This window comes from Bifidobacterium colobi, assembly GCF_018555455.1.
In the GTDB taxonomy this organism is placed as follows: Bacteria; Actinomycetota; Actinomycetes; order Actinomycetales; family Bifidobacteriaceae; genus Bifidobacterium; species Bifidobacterium colobi.
The window spans coordinates 23,045-47,550 of record NZ_JAFEJU010000002.1 but is presented as its reverse complement, the minus strand read 5'-3'; the positions used below and the strand labels follow the sequence as shown (position 1 = coordinate 47,550).

Here is a 24,506-nt window from a genome sequence, read left to right as displayed (position 1 = left end):
TAATGAGACTAGCCCAACTGCTCGGAGAGCTCGAGCCATTCGGCTTCGAGATCGTCATTCTCGGCATTGATGGCGTTGAGCTGCTCGTTGAGTTTGTTGAGCCCCTCGTAGTCGGAAGGATCATGGGCGGCCATCTGCGCTTCAAGGTCGGCTTTCTGCTCTTCGAGCTTGGCGAGCTTGCGTTCGATGGCATTCACGCGCTTGGACGCCTCATGGAAGGCTTTGCCGGTGAGCTTCGGAGCGGAATCCTCGTCGGCGCTCTGAGACGCCGCTTCAACATCCGAAACCCCTCCGGCGCTTTGCGCCACTTCCCCCTTTGAGGAGGAGGCAGAAGATTTACGCTTCGCCGAGCTGCTACCCGTACCCGCAAAACCGGGGTTGTCGGCCGGCAATCCTTTACCGTTCTTGATGTCCTCGACCATATCGAGGTAATCCTGCACACCACCGGGCAGATGGCGTACCTTGCCGCCAAGTAGGGCGAACTGCTGATCAGTGACGCGCTCGAGCAGATAGCGGTCATGGGAGACCACAATCAGCGTGCCAGGCCAGGTATCGAGCAAATCCTCCATCACGGCGAGCATATCGGTGTCCAGATCGTTGCCGGGCTCGTCCATGATGAGCACATTCGGCTCATCAAGCAGAATCAGCAGCAGTTGCATGCGGCGCTTCTGACCACCGGACAGATCACGAATCGGCGTCATCAACTGAGCGGACTCGAAGCCGAGTCGCTCCATCAGCTGACCAGGGGTGACTTCCTTGCCGTCCACAATGTAGCTCGGCTTGTAGCGGGAGAGCACTTCCTTAATCTTGTACTTGCCGAGCTTCTCCAGCTCATCGAGACGCTGCGAAAGCACAGCGAACTTCACCGTCTTGCCGATGTTCACATGCCCTGCAGTCGGAGTCAGCGTGCCATCGATGAGCTTAAGCAGCGTGGACTTGCCGGCACCGTTCGCGCCGACGATGCCGAAACGGTCGCCCGGGCCAATCAGCCACGTCACATCATCCAAAATCTCGCGGCCGGAAACCGTCACCTTGCGGGCAGCCGAGGTGGCGCTAGCTGCAGTCTCATCATCGGCACCGACTGCTGCAGCATCGCCGCCGATGGTCTCGCCACCGGTGTTCATGCGACGCACCTCACGGTCATCGGCAAGTTGCGGATTACTGCCCTCAGCTTCGGCCTTCTTACGAGCCTCTTCCGCAGCCTCGATCGCCTCCGGCACACCGGCATCCACCAGACGCGGATCGGTCATGTCGGTAACCGCCACCTCAACGGAACCATGCAGCTGCGGTTCGGCATACATGGCATTGACCACATCCACACGAGAAGCGGACGCGGAAAGCGCGGCTACATCCGGGTCGATATCGGCCATGCCTTGCGGCTTTTCGAAAATCTGCGTCACGTCAACGAGATCGACCACCTGCTTGCCGAGGCGGGAGGTGGCCATCTGCTTCAATTCCAGCGTGTTACGCATTGGCGGCACATCGGCGATGAGCTCGCGCGCAGCCTTGACATGGAACTTCTGCTTGGTGGAGCGGGCGCGAGCGCCGCGGGACAGCCACGCAAGCTCCTTGCGAGCCAGATTACGACGTTTGGTTTCACGCACATCAGCCTGACGGTCACGCTCCACACGCTGGAGCATGTATGCGGAATATCCACCCTCGAACGGCTCGATCACACCGTCGTGAACCTCCCACATCGATTCACAGACCTCATCCAAGAACCAACGGTCGTGGGTGACGAGCAGCAGTGCGCCCTGGCCTTTGGACCAACGGTTCTTCAGATGTTCGGCAAGCCAGTGGATAGTGACCACATCAAGATGGTTGGTGGGCTCGTCGAGTGCGAGGATGTCCCAGTCTTTAAGCAGCAGTCGGGCGAGATCGGCGCGACGACGCTGGCCACCGGACAGTGAGCCGACCTTGGCATCAAGGCTCATGCCGCCGAGCAGCGCCTCGACGATTTCACGGGATGTGTTGTCGGACGCCCATTCATAATCCGCGCGCCCCTCCAGTGCGGCTTCGCGGATGGTGGCGTTGTCGTCCAGTGGATCACGCTGGTCGAGCATGCCGAACGTTAAACCGCCGCGCTTGGTCACACGACCGGAATCAGGCTCCTGCGTGCCGCGGAATAGGTGCAACAGCGTGGACTTGCCGTCGCCGTTGCGGCCGACGATACCGATGCGGTCGCCTTCGAAAACACCTTGCGTCACATCCGTGAAGATGGTTTTGGTGGCAAAAGCAAGCGAAACGTGTTCAAGTCCAATATCGTAAGTCGGCATGATTCACCAATGTAGCGTCATGCTTGCCCAGAAGAGGCCTCTTACTTGTTCAGCGTTTGCGCATAGGAGTTACAGCGCGCTGCAAAACTGGAGAATACCTGTTCGGCGAGCGGCTGCAATAGTGGATCGTACTGGGCGAATTGCTCACGCAGCTGGGACTTTGAGCCGCCAGCGGCCTTCAAATCCTTCACCATGCTCGGCTCTTCCAGCCATTCGTCCAGCAGTGAGCCACATACCTCAAGATGGAATTGCAGGCCCAATGCCGAACCGAGTCGGAACGCCTGCACTTTGGTGCCGGCGGAGCGGGCGAGCAGTTCGCCGCCTTCCGGCAAGCCCACCACATCGTTATGCCAGTGCAGCACGTTCAGTTGCTTATCCCACATGGAGAAGTAGTCGTGCTTTTCCATTCGCTTGATCGGCGCAAAGCCGATTTCAGGCGCGTCACCTTTGCGCAGCTGCGCGCCCAGCGCAGTGGCGATGATCTGATGGCCCAGGCACACGCCGAGCAACGGTTTGCCCGAAGCCACCGACGCCTTGGCGAGCTTAGCCTCCGCCTTGAGCCCAGGGTACTTATCGTAATCAAGCGCACCCATAGGTCCGCCCATAATCACCACACCTGCAAGTTCGCCAAAGTCAGGTAGATCCGGCTTCTTCTTTTTGGTGATGTTCAACGTCACCGTTTGGATGCCGAGATCCTCAAGGTTCGAAAGGATACGTCCGGGGCGTTCCCATGAAACATGTTGCAAAATGAGCACTTGTGGTGTGACCATGCTCCCATTGTGGCACGAGCATTCCCCGTTTGCGTTAATTCGGCGGTGTTGGCCGGGTTGATAATGCGCATGGCCCGCACGTTATGCACGCCATGCCAGTTGCAGCCACCGTCCATATTGGCGAGCAATATCGCGTTCATGTCTGGCTTGTTCCCTACGCTTGGAGACTATGGGAAACAGCCAAGAACCGCAGGATTTCAACATTTCCGTTATGCCGTCGAGCCTTACGCCCGTGCATGTGGCCAAGGCCGCCGAGGGCTTGAATCTGTACGATACCGCTTCGCATCAGGTCAGCCATTTCGTACCGCTGAAGCCCGGACGCGTAGGTATTTACGTGTGCGGCGCCACCGTGCAATCCTCCCCGCATATCGGTCATATTCGCGCAGCCGTGGCGTTCGATGTGATTCGCCGCTGGTTCCTGAAGCTGGGATATCAGGTGACGTTTGTGCGCAATGTGACCGACATCGATGACAAGATTCTTGATAAGGCCGCTGCCGCCGGCCAGCGCTGGTGGGCTCGCGCCTACTACTACGAGCGCGAATTCACCGAGGCCTACAACACGCTGGGCGTGCTGCCGCCGACCGTTGAGCCGCGCGCAACCGGCCACATGTCGGACATGATTGATCTGATTCAGCGCATCATCGACAACGGCCATGGTTACGTGGTAGTGGACAGCGATGGCAAGCCCACCGGCAACGTGTACTTCGATGTGGCTTCCTGGCCGCATTATGGCGAGCTGACCCACCAGAAGCAGACTGCCGAAGTAGATGAGGCCGCTGCCGTGGCCGACCGAATGGGCCCGTCCGTGGATGCCACCGGAGCCGACAAGTACAATCCGGTTGATCCGGCGGATGCCTCCCCCGATAAGCACGATCCGCGCGATTTTGCCCTGTGGAAGGCTCCGAAGGATACCGACCCCGAGGATGCCCGCTGGTCCACGCCGTTCGGCGTTGGCCGCCCTGGATGGCATATCGAATGCTCCGCCATGTCTCACCGTTACTTGGGCGATGGTTTTGATATTCACGGTGGTGGCTTGGATCTGCGCTTCCCGCATCACGAGAATGAGATGGCGCAGACTCGCGCGGCCGGTTATCCGTCCGCGGCTCGTTGGATGCATTCCGCTTGGGTGACAGCCAAGGGCGAAAAGATGTCGAAGTCTCTGGGCACTGGCCTGTCCGTGCCGTCCGTGCTGGCGGAGCATTCCGCTTGGGTAGTGCGGTACGCGCTTGGTTCCGTGCAGTACCGTTCGATGCTGGAATGGTCCGATCAGGCGCTGGTCGAGGCTCAGGCCGCCTATGATCGCGTTTCGAACTTCATCGAGCGTGCTGGCGTGGTGCTCGGCGAGCAGCCGACCCGCGATGAGATCGTGGCCGTATCAGCCGATGAACTGTCGGCCAATTTCGTGGCCGCGCTCAACGATGACATCAATGTGTCCGGCGCCACCGCCGCGATTTTCACTGCGATTCGCTCCGGCAATACGCTGCTTTCCAAGCTGGCCGACCGCGTGGATTCTTCAGCCGCCAAGGCCGAGGTCCGCGAAACCCTGGTATCCGTACGTGCCATGCTTGATACGTTGGGCTTGGATCCGCTGGCTGAACCATGGCTCTCTGATGGCGCGGCCGGTGGAGCCGGTGCCGGTGCAGGCGAATCACCTGAGCACGTGGCACTGGAGGCACTGATTGCCGAACAGCTTACGGCCCGGCAGGAAGCCCGCAAGGCTCGCGACTTCGCCAAGGCCGACGCAATCCGCGATGCATTGGGCGCTGCCGGCATCGCCATCGAGGATGGTCCGCAGGGCTCTACGTGGAGCTTGAAGTAGCGCCTTCGAGTTAACTGGGCTGTTTACGCAGAATGGCTCCGTGGGGTTGCCACGGAGCCATTCTGCGTTACAAGGGGTTGATTCCCGCGTTCTCGAACATCTATCTGCGTTACAAGGGGCTGTCAAGGTGAAATATCCCGCCTACACAAGAAATCAAGACAACGCCATTCCGCCAAATTATGCATATTGCTACTTACGCAGTAACCCCTTGTAAAGCAGATAGATCTTCCGGACCATCGAAATCAGCCCCTCGTAACGCAGTTACTACAATTAGCGATCTGAAATCAGTCGAATACGAAGTCCACGTCCACGATGTGCAGACGTTTCGTGAGCGCTTTCTCCAGCGAACGCTTGCATTCCACCAAATCGGCCACATCAATGGTCGCTCCGGTACCGGCCAGATACACATCGACCGTGTAGTTCATGCCGGTTTTGAAAATCAGCGTCTGCTCGTATTCGGTGTTGGCAGGCAGATGATGCTGTGCAGTTGCTTCCACGAATGCGTTGGTCTCGTCGTCATCATGGATGCCGCCGACCAGCTCGATGAATGCATCCTTCAATACGCTGAACGGTTCCTTGATGGTCAGCGCGACCAAGGCCACGGTGATGAAGAAGTCGCCGGTGTAGTGCAGGAAGTCCAGTGGACCGCCCGCAGGCAGCACCATCAGGAATACCGCCACCGCACCAATGCCGAACGACATCGCGCCGTCGACCAACGTACTTTTACATTCCGCGGTGAGCATGGTGCTGGCGTTGCGAATGGCACGGTTTTCGCGACGGTAATACATGAACAATCCAAAGCAGATCAGCACGGTGATCACTTCGTAGATCACCACCGGTCCGGTGACGATGCGTTCGCCGTCGCCGAGCACAAAGTAGTCATAGGCCACTTGGCAGACGTCGATCAGCGAATACACCAGCAGGGACATGGTGAAGATGGCTTTGCAAATCGCGTAGATTGGCTCCAACGCGAACATGCCATTGGGGAACCGTTCGGTGGTGCGCACGGTTCGCGTGGACAGATAGACCGCCACCAGACCTGAAAGCACGGATATGGCGGTGAAGGAGAAATCAAGGAACATGGCCTTGAGGCCGGTCATAAAGAACACGGCCATGCCAGCGGCGACCTGAATGACGTTGACGATAATGCCAACGATCAGGGCTTTGCGTTCGATAGTTTTCGTTTGGGGCATCGGTGGTCCTTCCGTATTGCACGGCATGTCTGCGTTGGCCCGCTACTTCACTGGCCGACTCGATAGTGTGAGTTCCAGTCGGCTCGATTCGCGAGGGCGCACGGCAGTCTGCGTATAAGGTGGTGTCCAAGGATTTTCAAAACAGCATAAGCATTCCAAAAAACACTGGATTTTTTGCCATTCCATAGTACCGGAAACCCCTCGATTAGCGTGTGGCCAGCTGCGCCGTGAGCGGACAGGTCTCCCGCCGGTCTTCCTGCACCCGCCAAGCCCCCAGGCACCCCCAAGCACCCCGCCAAGCACACTTTTCGCACGAAAAGTACGCATATACGCAGCGAAAAGTACATATGTATGCGCGAACAGGATTGATGCACAGCCCGTTTTCCCGCGTGGCGGCTAGACTGTTGCCCATTATGGCAGCTTTTTCTTCTTTAACTGACAGGCTCTCGAATGCGTTCAAGCATCTGAAGAGCAAGGGCAAACTTTCCGAAGCGGATATCGACGGCACCATCCGCGAAATCCGCCGCGCACTGCTCGACGCCGATGTGGCGCTCGATGTGGTCCGCTCCTTCACCGGCAAGGTGCGCGAGCGTGCGCTTGGCACTGAGGTCTCCGAGGCGCTGAATCCTGCACAGCAGGTAGTGAAGATCGTCAACGAAGAGCTCACCGATGTGCTCGGCCAGGGCGTGGATCGCCCGTTGAACTTCGCCAAGAACCCGCCGACGATCATCATGCTCGCTGGTCTTCAGGGTGCCGGTAAGACCACGCTGGCCGGCAAGCTCGGCTATTGGCTGAAGGATTCCGGCCATACGCCGTTGCTGGTGGCCGCTGATTTGCAGCGTCCGAACGCAGTAACCCAGCTGCAGGTGGTCGGCGAGCGTGCTGGCGTGCCGGTATACGCTCCCGAGAAGGGCGTGCAGTCCGATGGTGGCGAGGCTGTGGCCGCTCCGGGCCAGACCTCCGGCGACCCGGTGAAGGTTGCACGCGATTCCATTGCCTTCGCCAAGCAGAAGCTCTACGACACGGTGATCATCGATACCGCTGGTCGTTTGGGCGTTGACGAAGAATTGATGAAGCAGGCTCGCGATATTCGCGATGCCGTGCAGCCGAATGAAATTCTGTTCGTGATCGATGCGATGATCGGTCAGGATGCCGTCAAGACCGCCAAGGCTTTCGATGAGGGTGTGGACTTCACCGGCGTGGTGCTCTCCAAGCTCGATGGCGACGCCCGTGGCGGCGCGGCCCTGTCCGTGGCATCCGTGACTGGCAAGCCGATTCTGTTCGCCTCCACCGGTGAAGGCCTGAAGGACTTCGAGGTCTTCCACCCGGATCGTATGGCTTCCCGCATTCTCGATATGGGCGACATCATGACCCTCATCGAGCAGGCGCAGAAGCAGTTCGACGAGGAAGAGGCTCGCAAGGCAGCCGAGAAGATCTCCGAAGGCTCTTTCGGCTTGGATGACTTCCTCGCACAGCTGCAGCAGGTGCGTAAGCTCGGTTCGATGAAGTCGCTGCTCGGCATGATTCCGGGCATGGCTCAGCATCGCAAGGAACTGGAGCAGTTCGATGAGAAGGAAATCGATCGCACCGAGGCGATTATCCGTTCGATGACTCCTGCCGAGCGCCGCGATCCGTCGATTATCAATGGCTCCCGCCGCGCCCGCATCGCTTATGGTTCCGGCGTGACGGTGTCTCAGGTCAACGCCTTGCTACAGCGTTTCGAGCAGGCGGCGAAGATGATGAAGCGTATGGCCAACCGTTCCGGCATGGGCGGCGGCATCCCTGGCTTCGGCGGCCCTGCTATGGGCGGCGGCAAGAAGAAGGGCAAGGGTAAGAACAAGAAGAAGGGCGGCAGGTCCGGCAACCCGATGAAGCGCGAAGCCGAGGAGAAAGCATTGCGCGATAAGCTGGCCGGCAAGTCCTCTGGCTCTACTGGCGGCTCGGCGTTCGCCAAGAAACCGCAGAACCCGGCCCTGCCCGCAGGCCTTGAGCAGATGATGGGCAACGCCGAGGGCGATGGCATGGAACTACCACCGAACCTTGGCGGTGGCATCGGTGGCCTGTTCGGTCGCTGATAGTCAGTGATTTCCGGCTCCCCTCGCATATTGAGGGGAGCCTGTTTTGTATGTGATTGATTGCGCACGTGAAGGAGCTTGTTCTATGACCACATTGTTTGTTGCGGTCGTTATTCTCGCATGGCTTTGGCTGGGCTTATGCGCGTTGCCAGCCGGGCTCGAAGCGCATATGCCGATGCCCTATATGATTGCGCTCACGCCGTTTTTGTGGGTGCCGTTGGTTGCGTTGGCCGGCGTGGCGGCATGGCAGCAGAATTGGGGGGCCGTGTGCCTGCTGCTGGTTGCAGCCCTGATGACCAGCTCCCAACGCATCAGCTACTGGGGAACCGGCATGCGGGCCGGTGCCAAACAGCATCGTGAAACAACGCGTGAAACAGATTCTGCTGCCACTGCCGATGGTGCCGCGAACACGATGCTACCTCACCGATTCGCCGTCATGACGTTGAACTGCCGTTATGGTCGTGCTGACGCCGGCGCCATAGTCACCGCAGTACGTGAACGCCATATCGCAGTACTGGCGCTACAGGAAGTCACCGACGCGCTGATTGCGCGGCTGGACGAGGCCGGTATTGCCGAACTGCTCCCCTACCGTCAGTCCGGCGAGCCACAGGACACTGATAACGGCGGCTACAATGTGCTGTTCTCCCGATACGAACCGGCGGCAGCCGTACCGAATGTAGTCACCATTCCGGCAGCCGATGTGCCGGCGATGACCTTGCGACTTGCGGAGCATACAGCTCATGGTGCCGGCATCGCATTCGCCGCCACAGACACCTCAAACATCATCAGCAGCACGCCAGAGTCGGCGAATCCGGGCAATGGCACACAAGCTTCAGATACCACCCGCACCATCACCTTCTGCTCCGCACATCCGAAGTCTCCGATGCGCGGCTGCGCCGACTGGTCAGCCGGGATTCTGGGACTCGGCTCCATAGCCAAAGCCTCCGCCATCGGCGACCATAATATCGCTGTCGTGATGGGCGATCTGAACTCCAGCACCGATCATCCCAGCTTCCGCGCACTACTCAAAGCAGGATTCAAGGATGCCAGCCTCGCCCAAGGCGCAGGCCCCAACCTCACATTCCCCCGCTGGCTCACATGGCCGCGCATCGAACTCGATCACGTGCTGTTCACCCCCGGCCTGAAGCCCTCTGGAGTAAAGGCTTTCGAGGTCAAAGACACCGATCATCTCGCCCTCACCGCCACCCTCACCGTGCGCTGAGTCGGCGCGAAAAACCAAGCGTGTTTCACGTCCGGGGCTCGGCGCTATAATAGGCCAGTTATTCACGCGCGCGTGGCGCCCTCTACACCCCGCACCGTGAGGACACGTGGGTTCCGGCGAGCCGTGCCCCACACAGCACACCGAGAAACCACAAACCTAGCATTTACAAGGAGAGCCATTTTGGCAACCAAGATTCGTCTGAAGCGAATGGGCAAGAAGTTCTACGCCTTCTACCGCGTGGTGGTCGTTGATTCCCGCAAGAAGCGCGACGGCAAGGTCATCGAGGAGATCGGTACCTACAACCCGAACACCCAGCCCTCCACCATCGAGATCAAGTCTGAGCGTGCTCAGTACTGGCTCGGCGTCGGCGCTCAGCCGTCTGAGCCGGTCTTCAAGCTGCTGAACATCACTGGCGACTGGCAGAAGTTCAAGGGTCTCGAAGGTGCTGAAGGCACCCTGAAGACCGTTGAAGCTGGCCCGGATGCCGCTGCTCGCATTGAGGCTGTGGAAAACGAAGCTCAGAAGCTGAAGGCTGCTAAGTCCGAAGCTGAAGCCAAGGCTAAGGCCGAGGCTGAAGCCGCTGCCGCTGCTGAGGAAGCTCCGGCCGAGGATGCCGCCGCTGAAGAAGCTCCGGCTGAAGCCTGATTCGAGAAAGGCTAGCAATGCTTGCACAGGCTGTGGAACACCTCATCAAGAACATCGTTGATTTTCCGGACGATGTTTCCGTTAAGTCCCATGAGAACGCGCGCGGCGAACTGCTTCGCGTGCGCGTGAATCCGGAAGACATTGGTCGCGTGATTGGCCGATCCGGCCGCACCGCCAATGCGATTCGCACGGTGATTCAGGCCCTGTCCGATCATAAGGTGCGCGTCGATATCATGGACGTCCGTCGATAAGGAATAATTCACAGCATGGCACAGCAAGACATGCACGACGACCCTCAGCAGCGCGAGTTGCTGAGGGTCGCTCGTATTGGTAAGGCACAAGGTCTGAAGGGCGAGGTCACTGTTCGCCTGTACACCGACGATCCGGAATGGCGATTTGAGCCGGGTTCCGTGCTCTATGAGCAGGACGGCGAAACCGAATACATCGTCGAGCATTCCCGCACGTTCAAGGACCGTTGGATCATCAAATTCGAAGGCACCGATGATCGTACCGCCGCCGAAGCATTGAACGGCATCGAGCTCTACGGCGAGGCCGATGACCCGGATGAGATGCTGGAGGCTGATGAATGGTATCCGAAGGATCTCATCGGTCTTGAAGCTCGACTGGCCGCTGATAATGGTCTGGGGTTGCCCGCAGGCCAGGTAGTCGGCAAAGTGGTCGATGTGGTCGACTCCCCCGCCCAGTCGCTGCTCAAGATTCGTTTGACCGAGCCGGTAGTCACCGGCCAGAACTCCAAAGGCGAGGATGTAGTCGAAAAGACCGCACTAGTGCCGTTCGTGGAGCAGCTGGTACCGGAAATCGACCTGAATAAGCAATACTTGACGCTCGACCCGCCCGGCGGTCTGATTCCCGGACTATAAGCTAGCTTCCACGCTTCCTACGCATCCACGCCCTCCGCTCTTCCCGAATTTCTCTCACTGACGTATCGTCAGTGAGAGAAATTCGGGAAGAGCGTTGTGTTATGCGCCGAGCTTGGCGAGCTCTTCGGGGCTGAGCTCCAATTGGTCGGCCTTCAAGGAATCGAGGATGGTTTCGGGGCGGTGCGCACCCGGAATCACAAACATGTGGTCGCCCTTGGCGAGCTCCCAAGCCAACACCACCTGCTGGTAGCTCACACCGTGAGCGGCAGCCACTTCACGGAACGGGTCGAACTTGGACTCATCGTACGGATGACGGTAACCGCCGAGCGGACTCCAGCACACGAACGCGAGACCGAGCTTGGCGCAGTAGTCGAGCGTGTCCTGCGTCTCCAGGTGAATCGGCGAATACTGGTTCTGCACGGCCACCAGCTTGTCGCCCAGAATCGAGCGCGCAATATCAATCTGCTCAATCGAAGCATTGGACACACCGGCCACGCGAGCCACACCCTCGTCCACCAGTTGCTTCAACGCCTCAATGGACTCGTTGTACGGCACTTCCGGGTCATGGCGGTGCAGATACAGCAGGTCGATGGTATCCACGCCGAGTGCCATGGCGGACTGCTTACCGTATTCAATCAGATGCTCCGGCTTGCCGTCGCGCGGCCACAACGGCTCACCATTCTCGCCCCATACGCGGCGCAGGCCGATCTTGGTGGCCACAGTGACCTCATTACGCGGTCCCTTCCACGTGTCGAGCGCCTCACGCACCAGCTTCTCACCGGTCTGCTCCTCCTCGCCCGGCGTGTAGTACGCCCAAGCGGTGTCAATGTGACGGCAGCCGGCATCCAAGGATGCATGCAAGGTTTCAATACCCACATCATGACCGCGGTTGTTTTCAATGGTCAACGGCATCTCACCATGACCGATGGCGGTGGTAGAGAATGGACCGAGATTGCGGAACAAGGCCATAACGGCTCCTTTGCTAGAGGTGTTCAAAACAATACTGCTACTGGCCACTATAACCGCTTCATGGCTCCTGCACAGACAGCCCCCGGTTTTTTCGACGAGCCGCACAATCAATCAGCGTCCTCCGAAGCTGCCGCCACCGGAACCACCGCCGCCACCGTCGAAACCTCCGCCGGAGAAACTGCCGGAACCGGCACCACTGGTATCCACAGGAGCCGACGCGTGAATCGCAGAAGCGATCTCACTCAAACCTGAACTCAGCTGCGATCCCAAATCGGTAATGCCGCCGTAATTGCCGGCAATGCCCGAGGTGAAGCTGTTTGCATCAAGAGCATTCGAGGCGCCTGAACCTACAGAGGAACCGAACAGCGAAGTGGAGCGATAATCCCAGTAGACCAGCGAATCGGACGCATGAGTATCCAGCCATTCGGGGTCACTGACCTGAGGATAGGCTTTGGCGAGCTCCCGCAAAGCCTGGTGGGAAATACCCATCGCGGTGGCATAAATTAGGTATTGGTCCCAGAGCACCAAGTCAAGAGCACCACGGTCGGTGAAATCACTGAAATCAGTAAGATACCGATAGAAACCAGCCACTTCCTCGCCATAATGCCTACCGTTCTTGGTGAACATTTCCCGAGGCGCGCTTAGGAAAGCAAAGGAGCCTAGTAGCATGCCGGGCACGCCCATAATAAGCGACAGCGTCAGATTGCCGATACCCAGATAAATCACTGCGGCAGTAATGCCATAGAACACGGCACTGAGGCCAAAGAAAGCCGCCATACCGCCAATGGACCGCGCAATCCTACGTTTGTTCCACTCCTCGCTGCAGGCATCGGTAAATCGCTCCAATGCTTTATAGCCATCTCGCCACCCCTGGCAGCTCTTCTGCATCTGATTCAAGTCAAACGTATCCGTGCCACGATCCTTGCCGATGAACTCCAGAATGCGCAGCAGCATATGTTCTGGCTTGGTCAACGGTTTTGGCTTCCGCTGGCTACGACGAACCGGATGCAGCACAATCGTACTGGTGCTCTTCAGCTCCTTCTCGGTAACCGGGCGCACGCCGCCGTCTGTATATGAGCCGTCACTGCCATCCGTCTCCAACGTCTCCAACGTCTCCAACGCCTGCAACGCCACATGCGGAGTCAACGTCATAGCACCTGAACTTTTCGCTTCGTCGACACCGTATAATCTGGCCGGACCAGGATACAGTGCGATGGCGCCTTTGGATACCAGCGACAGCATCGTGGCGGCAAGCTGACGATGCTCCACGTCGCCTGATTTCGCAATGCCAAGAATATCAGCGATTTTCGCCACAGTGGTCGGTTTGAGGCTTGGTACCTCACGCTGATAGGTCACTCGTTTGCTGTGCAGCGGACCATGCGCGCGCCATCGGCCGAACACAGACAATCCAAGCGATATTACACATAGCAGCAATTCCAAGCCAAGCACTATAGCCCAGGTCCCCACAGTCTTACGCTGCTCGGCTTGAGCTTTGGCTAACTTTTCGGATTCGAGTTTCCTCAGCGATTGCAATCCCGGATAGTCGCGCGTTCGAATCCACTCCCCCGCCGGCTCGTACTTTGCACCGACGGCACCATTCGACGTGTCGCGCACCGCCGAGGAATCAAAAGCCACCAGCAGATTCAAGTAGCGCCCGGCAGCCACATTGGTCGCCTTGAAATGCAACGTACCGTCAGCATCGCGGGAGGTGGACGAAGAACCAGCGTAATGCAGCCAAGCCCAGGAATTCTTTGCAGTAATCCCCTTCGGGAAACGCACGGTACCGGTCACGCGCCCTATTGGCGTCGTATTGTTTTCGGCAATCGGCTCCCATTGGAACCATGCGATATCCGTGTGAAGGCGAGCGGCACCGACGAGTGTCATTGTCACGTCGAATTTCATGCTGTGCGCATGCTTGGTGGCGGGAATATTCCAGCCGATTTCCACCGTACGTTGGCGTTTCAGCGCATTACCTTGGATGAAATCATCATATTTCGTCTCGTCCGAATATATAGGCATGCCGTTGACACCGGGCTTGTATTCCTTGGGATTGGCACCCAGCATGTCTGATATTTGCGCATACCAGTGACCGGCATACTTGCTGTTCCATTCGGCATCGCTCGCCACATCGCTCGGCAACACGGTTGTGGTGCGCGTATAGGTTTCGCCAGTGGTCACATTCTTAACTGATATGTCGGTGATATCCGCCAAATCGGACTGATTCAACGTGTACTGCTGATACAGCTGCTTCCACGGCTTACCGTGCTCGCGACGCCCGAGCTTCATATCGATGTGCTGGGTGACCTTGATATCCCCGTTGGTTTGCACAGTAACGTCATAATCGACGCTGCGATATTGCAAATCCGAGTGGCTTCCGGTGAACCAGAAGCCAATGAATATCACGGCAAACACCACAGCGGTGAAGAGCACCGACGAAATAATGGCGCGTGGAATCCTACAGTTCATACCGTCTTAACGCCCTCCGAAGCTGCCGCCGCCGGAGCCACCGGAGGAACCGCCGAAACCTCCACCGGAGAAGCTGCCGCTGGAACCGAAACCGCCACCGCTGGACGAATTCAGCGCGGCGGCGCTGATAGTGGAAGTGATGTCCGCAAACCCGGAGGAGATCTGCGAGCCGAGATCGTCGAAGCTCAGGCTCGGCACATACTGCGAACCGTCGAAGCCACTGCTCTGCACACCCACTCGTGCACCGATTCCATAGCGCGAATCATCATCCCAGCTATGCGAACGATACGACCAGTAGAGCGTGGAGTCGGACGCATTGTCGTCAAGCCAACGCGGATCAGTCACCTGCGGGTAAGCCTTGGCCAGTTCAACGGCCACACGTTCGCTGATGCCGAATGCGGCGGCGTAGACCATGTACCAATCCCACATGGCCAGGTCGGCGGTACCACGGTCGGTGAAGCTGGAGAAATCCTCCATGTAATGCTTGAGTCCCAGGCATTTGCCGACAATCTGCTGCCCTTGTGCAGTCATTTCCTGTGTCGCGCCACCCGCAGCACAGAACATGCCGATAAGGAAGATCGGTATGCCGATAATCACGCCAACCATCGTGAACCCAAGAATCGCGTTGCTGAGCATCGCACCGAAGCCAACCAGTCCGGCCAGAATGCCAGCAACGATCGACTGCCAGCCATGCGAACGGGAGACATCAAGGTATGCGTATTCGATGTCGCAGGCGCTGGTGAACTTGTCCAGCTCCAGATAGCCGTCTTCCCACCCCTTGCAGGCCTGCTTCATTTGGCCGAAGTCGAACACCGGTGAGCCGACGCGCTCGGAAATGACTATCAGCAGGTTGAGCAACGCGTTCTCTGATTCGCTCAATCCCAACTGTTCGGCATTTGGCGCATCATCGATGGCGAGCGGCAGAATCACGATGGTACTGGTCATGCGGGAGGCTTGGCGTCTGCTCGCATCCGTGTCGATCATATGGCTGAGCCCCACCGGCGTGGCCTGACTCATATCGATGCCGCGATACATATCCGCCGGGCCTGGATAGATGGCGATGGCTTTCTTGACGGCGAGCGACAGCATCGTGGCCGTGAGTTTACGGTTCGTTGGCCGCGAGCGCTTAGGCGGCTCCACCAGCTCAATAACCTGTGCGGCCGCAGCCGGGCTGACACCGGGCTCGTCGCGCCAGTATTCGATGCCTCCACGGTATTGCGCCCGTCTATTGCTGGTGATGACGGCCACAATGCCCCATGCGCAGAAGATAATGCCGAGCGCTATAGTCGCAATCCACAACGCTACGCGCACGCGAGCCATCGTTCGTTGCTTCTCGCGCCACTGCTGTTCCTGCAGGTATTCGCTCTGCTTCAGCGCATCCAGATGATTGCCGGATATACGCCGGGCGATTCCTGTCTCGTCTGGCGAGGCTTTGAACGCGGCGACCACGTCGAGATAGTCACCGGCATGTATGTTGTAGGCCTTGAACTTGAGGCTGCCGTTCGCTGCCCGGCTGGTTTCGGACGTGCGTTCGGTGTGCAGCCATCCCCATGAGGTGTCTTTGGTGATTTCGTCCGGGAAGTGCACGGTGCCGGTCACGGTGCCGATGGGCACGGGATTGGATTTGCCGAACGGCTCCCATTGCAGGCTTGCAATGTCGCTCCACTGGGTGGCCACATTATGCAAGGTGAACGAAACGTCGAATTTCATCGAGTCCGCAGACGTGGTGGCGGGAATATTCCAGCCGATTTCCACGGTTTTCTGCATGGCCTTCTCGGCGCCCGGTACAGTAACAGCGAGCGCATCCTCGCCGGGCGTGTAGGGGCGAGCAAACTTTTCGCCGGCGGTCACGTCCGCAATATACCAGTGGTCGGCGTAATCGGAGTCCCAAACATCGTCGCTGGACACATCGTCCGGCATCATCAGCTTGGTTTGCTGCTGGTAGGTGGTGCCATCGGTGACGTTTCGCACATAGACATCGCTGATATCCGTAAGATTGTCGCTGCGCAATGTGTACTGCTGGTAGAGCTGTTTCCATGGCTTGGTATCGCCGTTCTCATCGTCGCGCTGCTTGAGCTTCATGTCGATATGCTGCGTGACAGTGAGGTCGCCTTCGGTGGTGATGGCGACATCATAGTCGAGCGTGCGATAGCTCAGATCGCCGCCACCATTGCCCGAAGCAATACCGATGGCAATCATCGAGAAAATGACGCCAATCAGCAGTGTGAATGTCACACTGAAGATAGCGGCGCGAACCAAACGCCTCTTCATCAGAACTTGACCTGCGGCGCCTGGCGAGCGGCTTCATCCACCTGGAAGTATTGCGCCTGCTCAAAGTGGAACAGGCCGGCGATGATGTTGGTTGGCACTGTTTCGATGGCGGTGTTGAGCTTCAGCACCACATCGTTGTAGAACTGGCGGGCGTACGCAATCTTGTTCTCCAGTTCCTTGAGCTGGCCTTGCAAATCCATGAAGTTTTGGTTGGCTTGCAAAGCCGGGTACGCTTCGGCAGTCGCCTGCAGATTGACCAGTGCACGCGACAGCTGGTTTTCCGCGACGGTACGCTGCGCAACAGTCGCATTCGGATCGCTGGCTGCCGCCACCACACCGGCGCGAGCCTGCGTCACCTGAGTGAACACCTGAGACTCGTGCGACGCGTAACCCTTAACGGTTTCCACCAGGTTCGGAATCAGATCGGCGCGCTGCTTGAGTTGCACGTCAATCTGTGCCCAACCGTTCTTCACACGATTCTTGAGCGTCACCAGGCCGTTGTAGGCGCTGATGCCCCAACCAATCACGACTATGAGAATGACGACTACGACAATGCCGATGATTGCACCTGTGCTCATAACTGCTCCCTTGCTGGTCTCAATAGACCTTACCGAGTCGCGTTTCCCCTTCTCGGCCGGACGGATAGTACCGGATTACTGTTCATGCCCATTCTTTCACGAGTCAGCGCGAAAAGCGAGGAGGCGCGAACGATTATTCGCATTCGCGCAACAGATGGTTCAGCAAGCGTTCAGGAATGTTCCAGTCAAGTGCAACGGAGTTTGTCTATGACTACCAGCACAGCATAAGCGCGCAATCATCATCACCGCTGATAGTTAGGGGCAGAAGTTCCGTGCGGACAGCCTGTTTCGCGGGGAACTTGCGAATCACCATAATGCTGCGGCACCGGATGCTCCGGTACCGTGCTGATCATTCAAGGATCTGTCTATGTTTGTGTTGAACAATGCCTGGAAAACCGTGATACGGAACAAGGGCCGCAATATTCTGATTGTGCTGATCGTGGCGATCATCGCCGCGGCGGCTACCATCGGTCTCGCCATTCGCAATGCGGCAAGCACCGCACGCGAGACCGGATTGGCGAACACCTCTGTGACCGCCACCATCAGCGTGGATCGCAGCAAGCTGATGGAGCAGGCGCGCGAATCACAGTCGAGCTCATCAGACTCCTCTGATTCCTCTTCCAACTCCAGCGATGCCGCGCCTGATTTTGATTCGATGCGTAGCGCACTCGAGGGCAGCAGCCTGACCCTGGCTGATTATCAGAAGTATCAGAAGGCGTCCAGTGTGTCGGTGAGCTCGTACTACTCCGAAAGCACCGGTGTCTCCGGTACTGATGCATTCCAGCCGGTGGAGTCCAGCACGGCGAATGCCGCGAATTCCTCGAATTCCTCGTCCTCCGACTCGTCCAGCTCATCTGATTCCAACTCCGGCAACAACCAGCAGGGGCCGGGCGGCAATGGAGGTCAGGGCGAAGGCCAGGGAGGCGGCCCTGGCAATATGATGACCTCGGGTGACTTCACCCTGACCGGTTTCTCCTCAGACACCGCCATCGCCAACGCGTCCAACGGCTCGTTCACCATGTCGAGCGGCGAAGTGTTCGGCTACGGCGAATCCGACAACGGCAAAGTCATCATCTCGAAGACCCTGGCTGACTTCAACAATCTTTCCGTGGGCGACACCATCACCGTGACCAATCCGAGCGACACTTCGCTCACCTATACGCTGACTATCTGCGGCATCTACGAGAACTCCACCTCCAGCAACACCAATGCGATGGGACCGATGGGCGGCACATCGCAGGATGCGGATAACGCGATCTACACCTCCGTATCCACGCTGAAGTCGCTCGGATTGGATGCCGACACCACTGCGAACGACGATAACGACGACACCACCACCCAGCTCAACTACACGTATGTGCTTGCCAATGCCGATGACTATGAGACCTTCGCCGCCGATGTGAAGGCCGCCGGCTTGGACGACACCTATACCGTGCAGTCCGCGGACGTGGAACAGTACGAGTCCAGCTTGGTGCCGCTCGATAACCTCGCCAAGTTCGCGCTGACCTTGCTCATCGTGGTGCTCGTGGTGGGCGCTGTGGTGCTCGTGGTGCTGAATCTGTTCAACATTCGCGAACGCAAGTATGAGGTCGGCGTGCTCACCGCCATTGGCGTCAAGAAAGCCAAGGTCGCCGCACAGTTTGTTATTGAGCTGTTGATTGTGACGATGTGCGGTATCGCGCTTGGTGTGGCAGGCGGCGCGGTGGCATCCGTGCCGGTATCGAACCAGCTGCTGGCTTCTCAGGTGTCCGCTCAGGAATCCGAGGCTTCCAGCCAACAGCAGCAGTTCGGTCGCGCTGCGGACATGGGCGGTGGCCCCGGCGGCGAACAGCAGTCCAGTTCGTCCGACTCGTCGTCCAGCAGCGACAGCAGCTCCAGTTCGTCCAGCGAATCCAGCGAATCCGCACAGTCAACCAAGAATAATAATCAGCCTTCGCAGCAAGGCGGACCCGGCGGCATGCGCCAAGCCGTGGACTATGTCAGCGAAATCAATGCCACCGTGAATCTTAAGGTAGTAGGCCAGCTGATTCTCATCGGCCTTGGATTGACGTTGATCTCCGCGCTGGTTGGCATCGTGTTTGTGATGCGCTACGAGCCGCTGCAGATTCTCGCCGACCGTTCATAAAATATCCAATCCCCCACGGTGTGGTTTTCCTGAACTATACATTGGCGGAATTACGCCATTTCGAAGACCACACCGTGGGATTTTTACCACACCGTGTAGGTATACCCCACTTCGTTAAGGACTTCATTATGGATACTGCAACTGCAACCACTACCGAGTCTGCGCCTATCGCAGACGCATCCGTTGCCCCGGCTTTGGAACTGGAGCATGTCTCCTACTCATATTCCAAGGGCGGCAAGCGCGTGCTCATCGATAAGAACTATGTGTTCCGCACCGGCCGCGTCATTGCCATCACCGGACCATCTGGAGCCGGCAAGACCACGCTGCTCTCACTGCTATCAGGGCTCACCACGCCGACCAAGGGCCGCGTGCTGCATAACGGCGAGGATTTGGCCAAAGCCGACCGCTACCGGTTCCGCAGCCACGACATCGGAGTGATCTTCCAGAGTTTCAATCTACTGCCGGCGCTCACGGTGGCGGAGAACATCATCCTCTCCATGGATGCCTCCGGCAAGACCTTCGATAAGCCGAAGAAGGAGATCGCGGCCGAGCTCATTGAAAAGGTGCGCCTGCAGCCGGAGTATCTGAACGAGCGTATTTTGCACCTGTCGGGCGGCGAACAGCAACGTGTGGCGATTGCGCGCGCATTGAGCTACGGCCCGCAGATTATTCTGGCCGACGAGCCCACCGGCAATCTTGATCTGGCTACGCAAGACGACATTATGGCGATTTTCAAAGATTTGGCGCACCGCGAAGGCAAGTGCGTGATTATCGTGACGCACAGTCCGGAAGTCGCCGCCCAATCCGACGAGGTCTTCCAGCTCGCCCCGCTTCGCGAGCGGTGACTGTCATAAGTTAAGCGCAATAGCAAAAGGACAGACCTATTCGGTCTGTCCTTTTTTAGTGCTCACTGGTGATTTCAGCGGTTGCTGTAATCACCGCGACGGATCCGTGAGAGGACATCAGTCCTCGAATGCCGAACCGTCAAGCGGGAACCCGGCGGGTTCCCCGTAGGTGAGGGGAGCGGCTATGCCGCGACGGATCCGTGAGAGGACATCAGTCCTCGAACGGATCAAAGTCACGACGGACGCGACGACGCGGACGCTCGGAACGCTCTTCGCGATCGGCGCGGTAGTCATCGTAGTTGTCGTCGGTGGCGTAACGCGGGTTGCGGTCGGAGCCACGACCACGACCACGGCTCGAGGAGCGACGGTCGTCACGATCGAAATCGCGGTCGCCACGGTCGGAAGAGCGGCGGCGACGCGGACGATCATCATCGCGATCATCACGATCGAAATCACGGTCATCACGGGAGCCACGACCACGGCCACGGGAGCCACGACGGTCATCATCGTGATCGTCGAAGTCACGGTCAGCAGAGCGGCGGCGACGCGGACGATCATCGTAATCATCATCGAAATCGTCATGGTCAACCGGACGGCGGCGACGCGGACGATCATCATCGCGATCATCACGATCGAAATCACGGTCATCACGGGGACCACGGCCACGGCCGCCACGACGGTCGTCACGGGAGCCACGACCACCACGACGATCGCCACGGCTGCCACGGCCGGCGTTGTTCTCCTGATCCTCGAAGCCCGGGATAGCCAGGGAGATCTTGCCGCGATCGTCAACGCCCTGTACGACGACCTCAACGGTGTCGCCTTCCTTGAGCACGTCTTCCACAGAGTCGATGCGCTCACCGTTGGCGAGGTTACGAATCTGGGAGATGTGCAGCAGACCGTCGGTGCCCGGGGTGAGGTTCACGAAAGCGCCGAAGGACGTGGTCTTCACGACCTTGCCGTTGTAGGTTTCGCCAGCCTGAGGCACGTGCGGGTTCGCGATGGAGTCGATGATCTGCTTGGCCTTCTCAGCGGCTTCGCCACCCTCGGAGGAGATGAAGACAGTACCGTCATCCTCGATGGCGATCTCGGCACCAGTGTCTTCCTGGATCTGGTTGATCATCTTGCCCTTCGGGCCGATGACTTCACCGATCTTCTCAACCGGCACGGTGGTGGTGATGATGCGCGGAGCATATTCGCTCATCTCAGCCGGGCCGTCGATGCACTCGTTGATGACCTCGAGAATGGTGGTGCGGGCTTCCTTGGCCTGCTGCAGGGCGGCGGCCAGAATGTCAGCCGGGATACCGTCGAGCTTGGTGTCGAGCTGCAGGGCGGTGATGAACTCGGAGGTGCCAGCCACCTTGAAGTCCATGTCGCCGAACGCATCCTCAGCACCCAGAATATCAGTCAGGGTCTTGTAGATGTGCTTGCCATCAACATCACCGGAGACCAAGCCCATGGCGATGCCGGCAACCGGAGCCTTCAGCGGCACGCCGGCGGCGAGCAGGGACAGGGTCGAAGCGCACACGGAACCCATGGAGGTGGAACCGTTGGAGCCAATGGCCTCGGAGACCTGACGGATAGCGTACGGGAACTCTTCGCGGCTCGGCAGCACCGGCACGAGAGCCTTCTCGGCCAAGGCACCGTGGCCGATTTCGCGGCGCTTCGGGGAGCCGACGCGACCGGTCTCACCGGTGGAGTACGGCGGCATCTCGTAGTTGTGCATGTAGCGCTTGGACTGCGGACCGCTCAAAGCGTCGATCTGCTGCTCCATCTTGAGCATGTTCAGGGTGGTGACACCCAGAATCTGGGTCTCGCCGCGCTGGAACAGAGCGGAGCCGTGCACGCGAGGCACGATGTCCACTTCGGCGGACAGGGTACGGATGTCGCGCAGGCCACGACCGTCGATGCGGTAGTCCTGGGTCAGGATGCGGCGACGCACGATCTGGCGCTGCAGCTCCTTGAACGCGTTGCCGAGTTCCTTGTCCTTCTCGGCATCATCCAGCTCCGGGAACTCGTTGGCGAGCACTTCGCGCACGTGTTCCTTGATCTCGTGAATACGATCCTGACGCGGCAACTTCTCGGCGATGGAGAGCGCTTCGTCCAAATCCTTGTGAGCAATCTCGTCAATGCGGGCGTACAGCTCGTCGGTGTACTCCGGGAAGAGCTCGAATTCCTTGGTTTCCTTGGCGGCCTTCTCCTTGAGCTCGTTCTGAGCCTCGCAGATCACCTTGATGAACGGCTTGGCAGCTTCAAGACCCTGAGCCACAACGGTCTCGTCCGGCTTGGTCTGGCCCTCGTCGTAGATCAAGTGCCAAGCGTTCTTGCCGGCACCGGCCTCAATCATAGCGATGGCGACATCACCGTTCTCGATCACGCGGCCAGCGACCACGATCTCGAACACGGCGCGTTCACGCTCGCTCCAACGCGGGAAGGCGACCCACTGGCCGTCGATCAGAGCCAGACGCACACCGGAAACCGGGCCGGAGAACGGCAGGCCGGAAATCATGGTGGAAGCGGAGGCGGCGTTCAGTGCGATAACGTCGTAGGCATCATCCGGGTTCACAGCGAGCACGGTCTCGACAACCTGCACTTCGTTGCGCAGCGTGTGCGGGAACAGCGGGCGCAGCGGACGGTCGATGATACGGCAAGCGAGAATGGCCTCAGAGCTCGGGCGGCCTTCACGACGGAAGAACGAGCCCGGGATCTTGCCGGCTGCATACATCTTCTCTTCCACGTCCACGGTCAGCGGGAAGAAGTCGTAGTTCTCCTTCGGGCTGGAACCGGCGGTGGTGGTGGACAGAATCATGGAATCGTCGTCGAGATAGGCGGCCACAGCACCATCAGCCTGCTGTGCAAGACGACCGGTCTCGAAGCGCAGCGTGCGCTTGCCAAACGATCCATTGTCGATTACGGCCTCAACGGCCTTGATTTCGGGACCCTCCATAGGGTTCCTCCTTTGTATTGTTCTGTTATTCCTACATACCATTGCGGCTTCATGCCGCATGTCCTCTTCAGCGGACGTCACATACCTTTGCGAACGGCCCCTTGGCCGTCGTCCCTCGTGTCAACCCATTCATTCGGGTTCTCTTTTCGGCCTCACTTACACGAACTTCAGCACCAGGCTCGATCACATTCAATATCGTGCGGTGCTGTTTGCGGCCTATCCTCTAACCCTCTTGCTGTCGTTGCCGTTGGCTGGCGATATGTAAAACGCCCGAGTACCATCCTAGGCACTCGGGCGGAAGTCTTCAATTATCGACGCAGACCCAGACGCTCGATGAGGGAGCGGTAACGGTTGATGTCGACGCGCTTGAGGTAGTCAAGCAGACGACGACGATCACCAATCATGAGCTGCATACCACGACGAGAGTGGTGGTCGTGCTTGTGCTGCTTCAGGTGCTCGGTCAGGTCGGCGATGCGCTTGGACAGGAGGGCAACCTGAACCTCAGGGGAACCGGTGTCACCTTCGTGCGTTGCGTACTCGTTGATAATCTGGGTCTTCTCTTCAGCCGTCAGTGCCACGGCATCCTCCTTAATTCGGTCGTTGCGCGGTGTTTCGTGCGGGCTCGCTCGAAACGCTCTCTATCCGCGGGCGGAATCACGCCAAATGAGAACTTTACGGCAAGGTGCGGACTGCGCAGCCTTGTCAGTCGATATCAGACTACAGTCAGCAAGCCGCCGAACAGTACCACGAACAATGCCAGCGCCTCAATCACAAAGTACAGAATAAAGCTCGCCCAGCTTTTGGTCAGCACATTGAGCGGCGAGGTCTTCTTGATAATCACCAGCAATCCCACGAAAATCACCGCGTACACGGCGATGCCTATCGCGGATGCCAGAATGCCGAGGTTCGCGGCATTGGCCAGATTCGATTGGTCACCGTACACCACGTATGTGGAGTACCAGAAGTTCAGGTTGAGCATACTCAGGCCAGCTACGAACTGTTCCGCCGCAAGCCCCAGTACGAATACGATGAGCCACGGCCATGACGGCGAGACAACCACCGCCATCGCAAGGCCAACGTAGGCAATCACCACCACTGCCCAGCCGACCAGCGCGATGCCACGCGGATCAATACCGCCCAGGGCTGCGACCACTGCATCCGTATTGTTGACGGCAAGAGTGCGGCCAAACCAGTAGGGCGCGACGATGGCCACCAGCACCCCGACGATAACGGCAATCCAACGTGCGGGATGCGAGCGGCGACGCTCGATGTCCGCCAAAGACAGTTCGGTGACCGGAATCGAAGCCTCGGGATGTTTGGAGACTTCCACCTTCTCAACCTTGCCGCCAACGATTTCCGTGGCTTCGTTCGGTTCGTTAACCATGCACCGCCTCGTCTACTGCGTCGTGATTCGCCTATTACTT

At 58.5% G+C, this 24,506-nt stretch carries 17 protein-coding genes and 2 pseudogenes; 8 read left to right on the top strand and 11 right to left on the bottom strand.

The window, feature by feature from the left end:
• Positions 1 to 8: 8 nt before the first annotated feature.
• The 3 genes and pseudogenes from JS530_RS11050 to JS530_RS02595 form a co-directional block, all read right to left on the bottom strand.
• Positions 9 to 251 (bottom strand): annotated as a pseudogene (locus JS530_RS11050) (ABC transporter C-terminal domain-containing protein); the annotation flags it as partial.
• Positions 252 to 337: 86 nt separating this feature from the next.
• Positions 338 to 2,276, bottom strand: a pseudogene (locus JS530_RS02600) (ABC-F family ATP-binding cassette domain-containing protein); the annotation flags it as partial.
• A 41-nt stretch (positions 2,277 to 2,317) separates the two neighbouring features.
• Positions 2,318 to 3,046: a type 1 glutamine amidotransferase gene (locus JS530_RS02595; RefSeq protein ID WP_214375675.1), complete on the bottom strand. Its 729-nt coding sequence runs from the start codon at positions 3,044 to 3,046 to the stop codon at positions 2,318 to 2,320.
• Positions 3,047 to 3,215: 169 nt separating this feature from the next.
• Between JS530_RS02595 and cysS the strand changes: the two genes are divergently transcribed.
• Complete coding sequence (cysS, locus tag JS530_RS02590) at positions 3,216 to 4,865, top strand: cysteine--tRNA ligase (RefSeq protein WP_214375674.1); 1,650 nt, start codon at positions 3,216 to 3,218, stop codon at positions 4,863 to 4,865.
• 284 nt (positions 4,866 to 5,149) lie between these two features.
• Here the strand turns inward: cysS and JS530_RS02585 are convergent, their stop codons facing one another.
• Entirely contained in the window at positions 5,150 to 6,058 is a 909-nt protein-coding gene (locus JS530_RS02585) for a cation transporter (RefSeq protein WP_214375673.1), read from the bottom strand.
• Positions 6,059 to 6,471: 413 nt separating this feature from the next.
• Here JS530_RS02585 and ffh point away from each other — a divergent pair, with 413 nt between their 5' ends.
• The 5 genes from ffh (at position 6,472) to rimM (ending at position 10,881) form a co-directional block, all read left to right on the top strand.
• Positions 6,472 to 8,133: a signal recognition particle protein gene (gene ffh, locus JS530_RS02580; RefSeq protein ID WP_214375672.1), complete on the top strand. Its 1,662-nt coding sequence runs from the start codon at positions 6,472 to 6,474 to the stop codon at positions 8,131 to 8,133.
• 85 nt (positions 8,134 to 8,218) lie between these two features.
• On the top strand, positions 8,219 to 9,355 hold the full coding sequence (locus JS530_RS02575) for an endonuclease/exonuclease/phosphatase family protein (RefSeq protein WP_214375671.1): 1,137 nt from the start codon (positions 8,219 to 8,221) through the stop codon (positions 9,353 to 9,355).
• 180 nt (positions 9,356 to 9,535) lie between these two features.
• Positions 9,536 to 10,000, top strand: coding sequence for a 30S ribosomal protein S16 (rpsP, locus tag JS530_RS02570; protein WP_214375670.1), 465 nt, complete (start codon positions 9,536 to 9,538; stop codon positions 9,998 to 10,000).
• Positions 10,001 to 10,017: 17 nt separating this feature from the next.
• Positions 10,018 to 10,251 carry an RNA-binding protein gene (locus tag JS530_RS02565; protein WP_033891569.1) on the top strand — a complete coding sequence of 78 codons (234 nt, stop codon included), beginning with the start codon at positions 10,018 to 10,020 and terminating at the stop codon, positions 10,249 to 10,251.
• A 15-nt stretch (positions 10,252 to 10,266) separates the two neighbouring features.
• Entirely contained in the window at positions 10,267 to 10,881 is a 615-nt protein-coding gene (gene rimM, locus JS530_RS02560) for a ribosome maturation factor RimM (protein WP_214375669.1), read from the top strand.
• Positions 10,882 to 10,980: 99 nt separating this feature from the next.
• On the opposite strand, the gene JS530_RS02555 is transcribed toward rimM, so the two are convergent.
• The 4 genes from JS530_RS02555 to JS530_RS02540 form a co-directional block, all read right to left on the bottom strand.
• Positions 10,981 to 11,850, bottom strand: a complete 870-nt coding sequence (locus JS530_RS02555) for an aldo/keto reductase (RefSeq protein ID WP_214375668.1) — start codon at positions 11,848 to 11,850, stop codon at positions 10,981 to 10,983.
• Positions 11,851 to 11,961: 111 nt separating this feature from the next.
• Positions 11,962 to 14,316, bottom strand: a complete 2,355-nt coding sequence (locus tag JS530_RS02550; protein WP_214375667.1) for a DUF2207 domain-containing protein — start codon at positions 14,314 to 14,316, stop codon at positions 11,962 to 11,964.
• Between the two features lie 6 nt (positions 14,317 to 14,322).
• Entirely contained in the window at positions 14,323 to 16,587 is a 2,265-nt protein-coding gene (locus JS530_RS02545; protein ID WP_214375666.1) for a DUF2207 domain-containing protein, read from the bottom strand.
• Entirely contained in the window at positions 16,587 to 17,165 is a 579-nt protein-coding gene (locus JS530_RS02540; protein WP_214375665.1) for a LemA family protein, read from the bottom strand. Before JS530_RS02540 ends, JS530_RS02545 begins: the two co-directional genes overlap by 1 nt.
• Positions 17,166 to 17,532: 367 nt before the next feature.
• Here JS530_RS02540 and JS530_RS02535 point away from each other — a divergent pair, with 367 nt between their 5' ends.
• Together JS530_RS02535 and JS530_RS02530 are read left to right on the top strand one after the other, a co-directional pair.
• Positions 17,533 to 19,290, top strand: coding sequence for an ABC transporter permease (locus JS530_RS02535; RefSeq protein ID WP_214375664.1), 1,758 nt, complete (start codon positions 17,533 to 17,535; stop codon positions 19,288 to 19,290).
• Between the two features lie 128 nt (positions 19,291 to 19,418).
• Complete coding sequence (locus JS530_RS02530; RefSeq protein ID WP_214375663.1) at positions 19,419 to 20,135, top strand: ABC transporter ATP-binding protein; 717 nt, start codon at positions 19,419 to 19,421, stop codon at positions 20,133 to 20,135.
• A gap of 211 nt (positions 20,136 to 20,346) precedes the next feature.
• On the opposite strand, the gene JS530_RS02525 is transcribed toward JS530_RS02530, so the two are convergent.
• The 3 genes from JS530_RS02525 to JS530_RS02515 all read right to left on the bottom strand — a co-directional run bounded on the left by JS530_RS02525 (position 20,347) and on the right by JS530_RS02515 (position 24,466).
• Complete coding sequence (locus JS530_RS02525) at positions 20,347 to 23,082, bottom strand: polyribonucleotide nucleotidyltransferase (protein WP_214375662.1); 2,736 nt, start codon at positions 23,080 to 23,082, stop codon at positions 20,347 to 20,349.
• A gap of 308 nt (positions 23,083 to 23,390) precedes the next feature.
• Positions 23,391 to 23,660 carry a 30S ribosomal protein S15 gene (gene rpsO, locus JS530_RS02520; RefSeq protein ID WP_109058111.1) on the bottom strand — a complete coding sequence of 90 codons (270 nt, stop codon included), beginning with the start codon at positions 23,658 to 23,660 and terminating at the stop codon, positions 23,391 to 23,393.
• A 134-nt stretch (positions 23,661 to 23,794) separates the two neighbouring features.
• Positions 23,795 to 24,466: a hypothetical protein gene (locus JS530_RS02515; RefSeq protein WP_214375661.1), complete on the bottom strand. Its 672-nt coding sequence runs from the start codon at positions 24,464 to 24,466 to the stop codon at positions 23,795 to 23,797.
• Between the last annotated feature and the right edge of the window lie 40 nt (positions 24,467 to 24,506).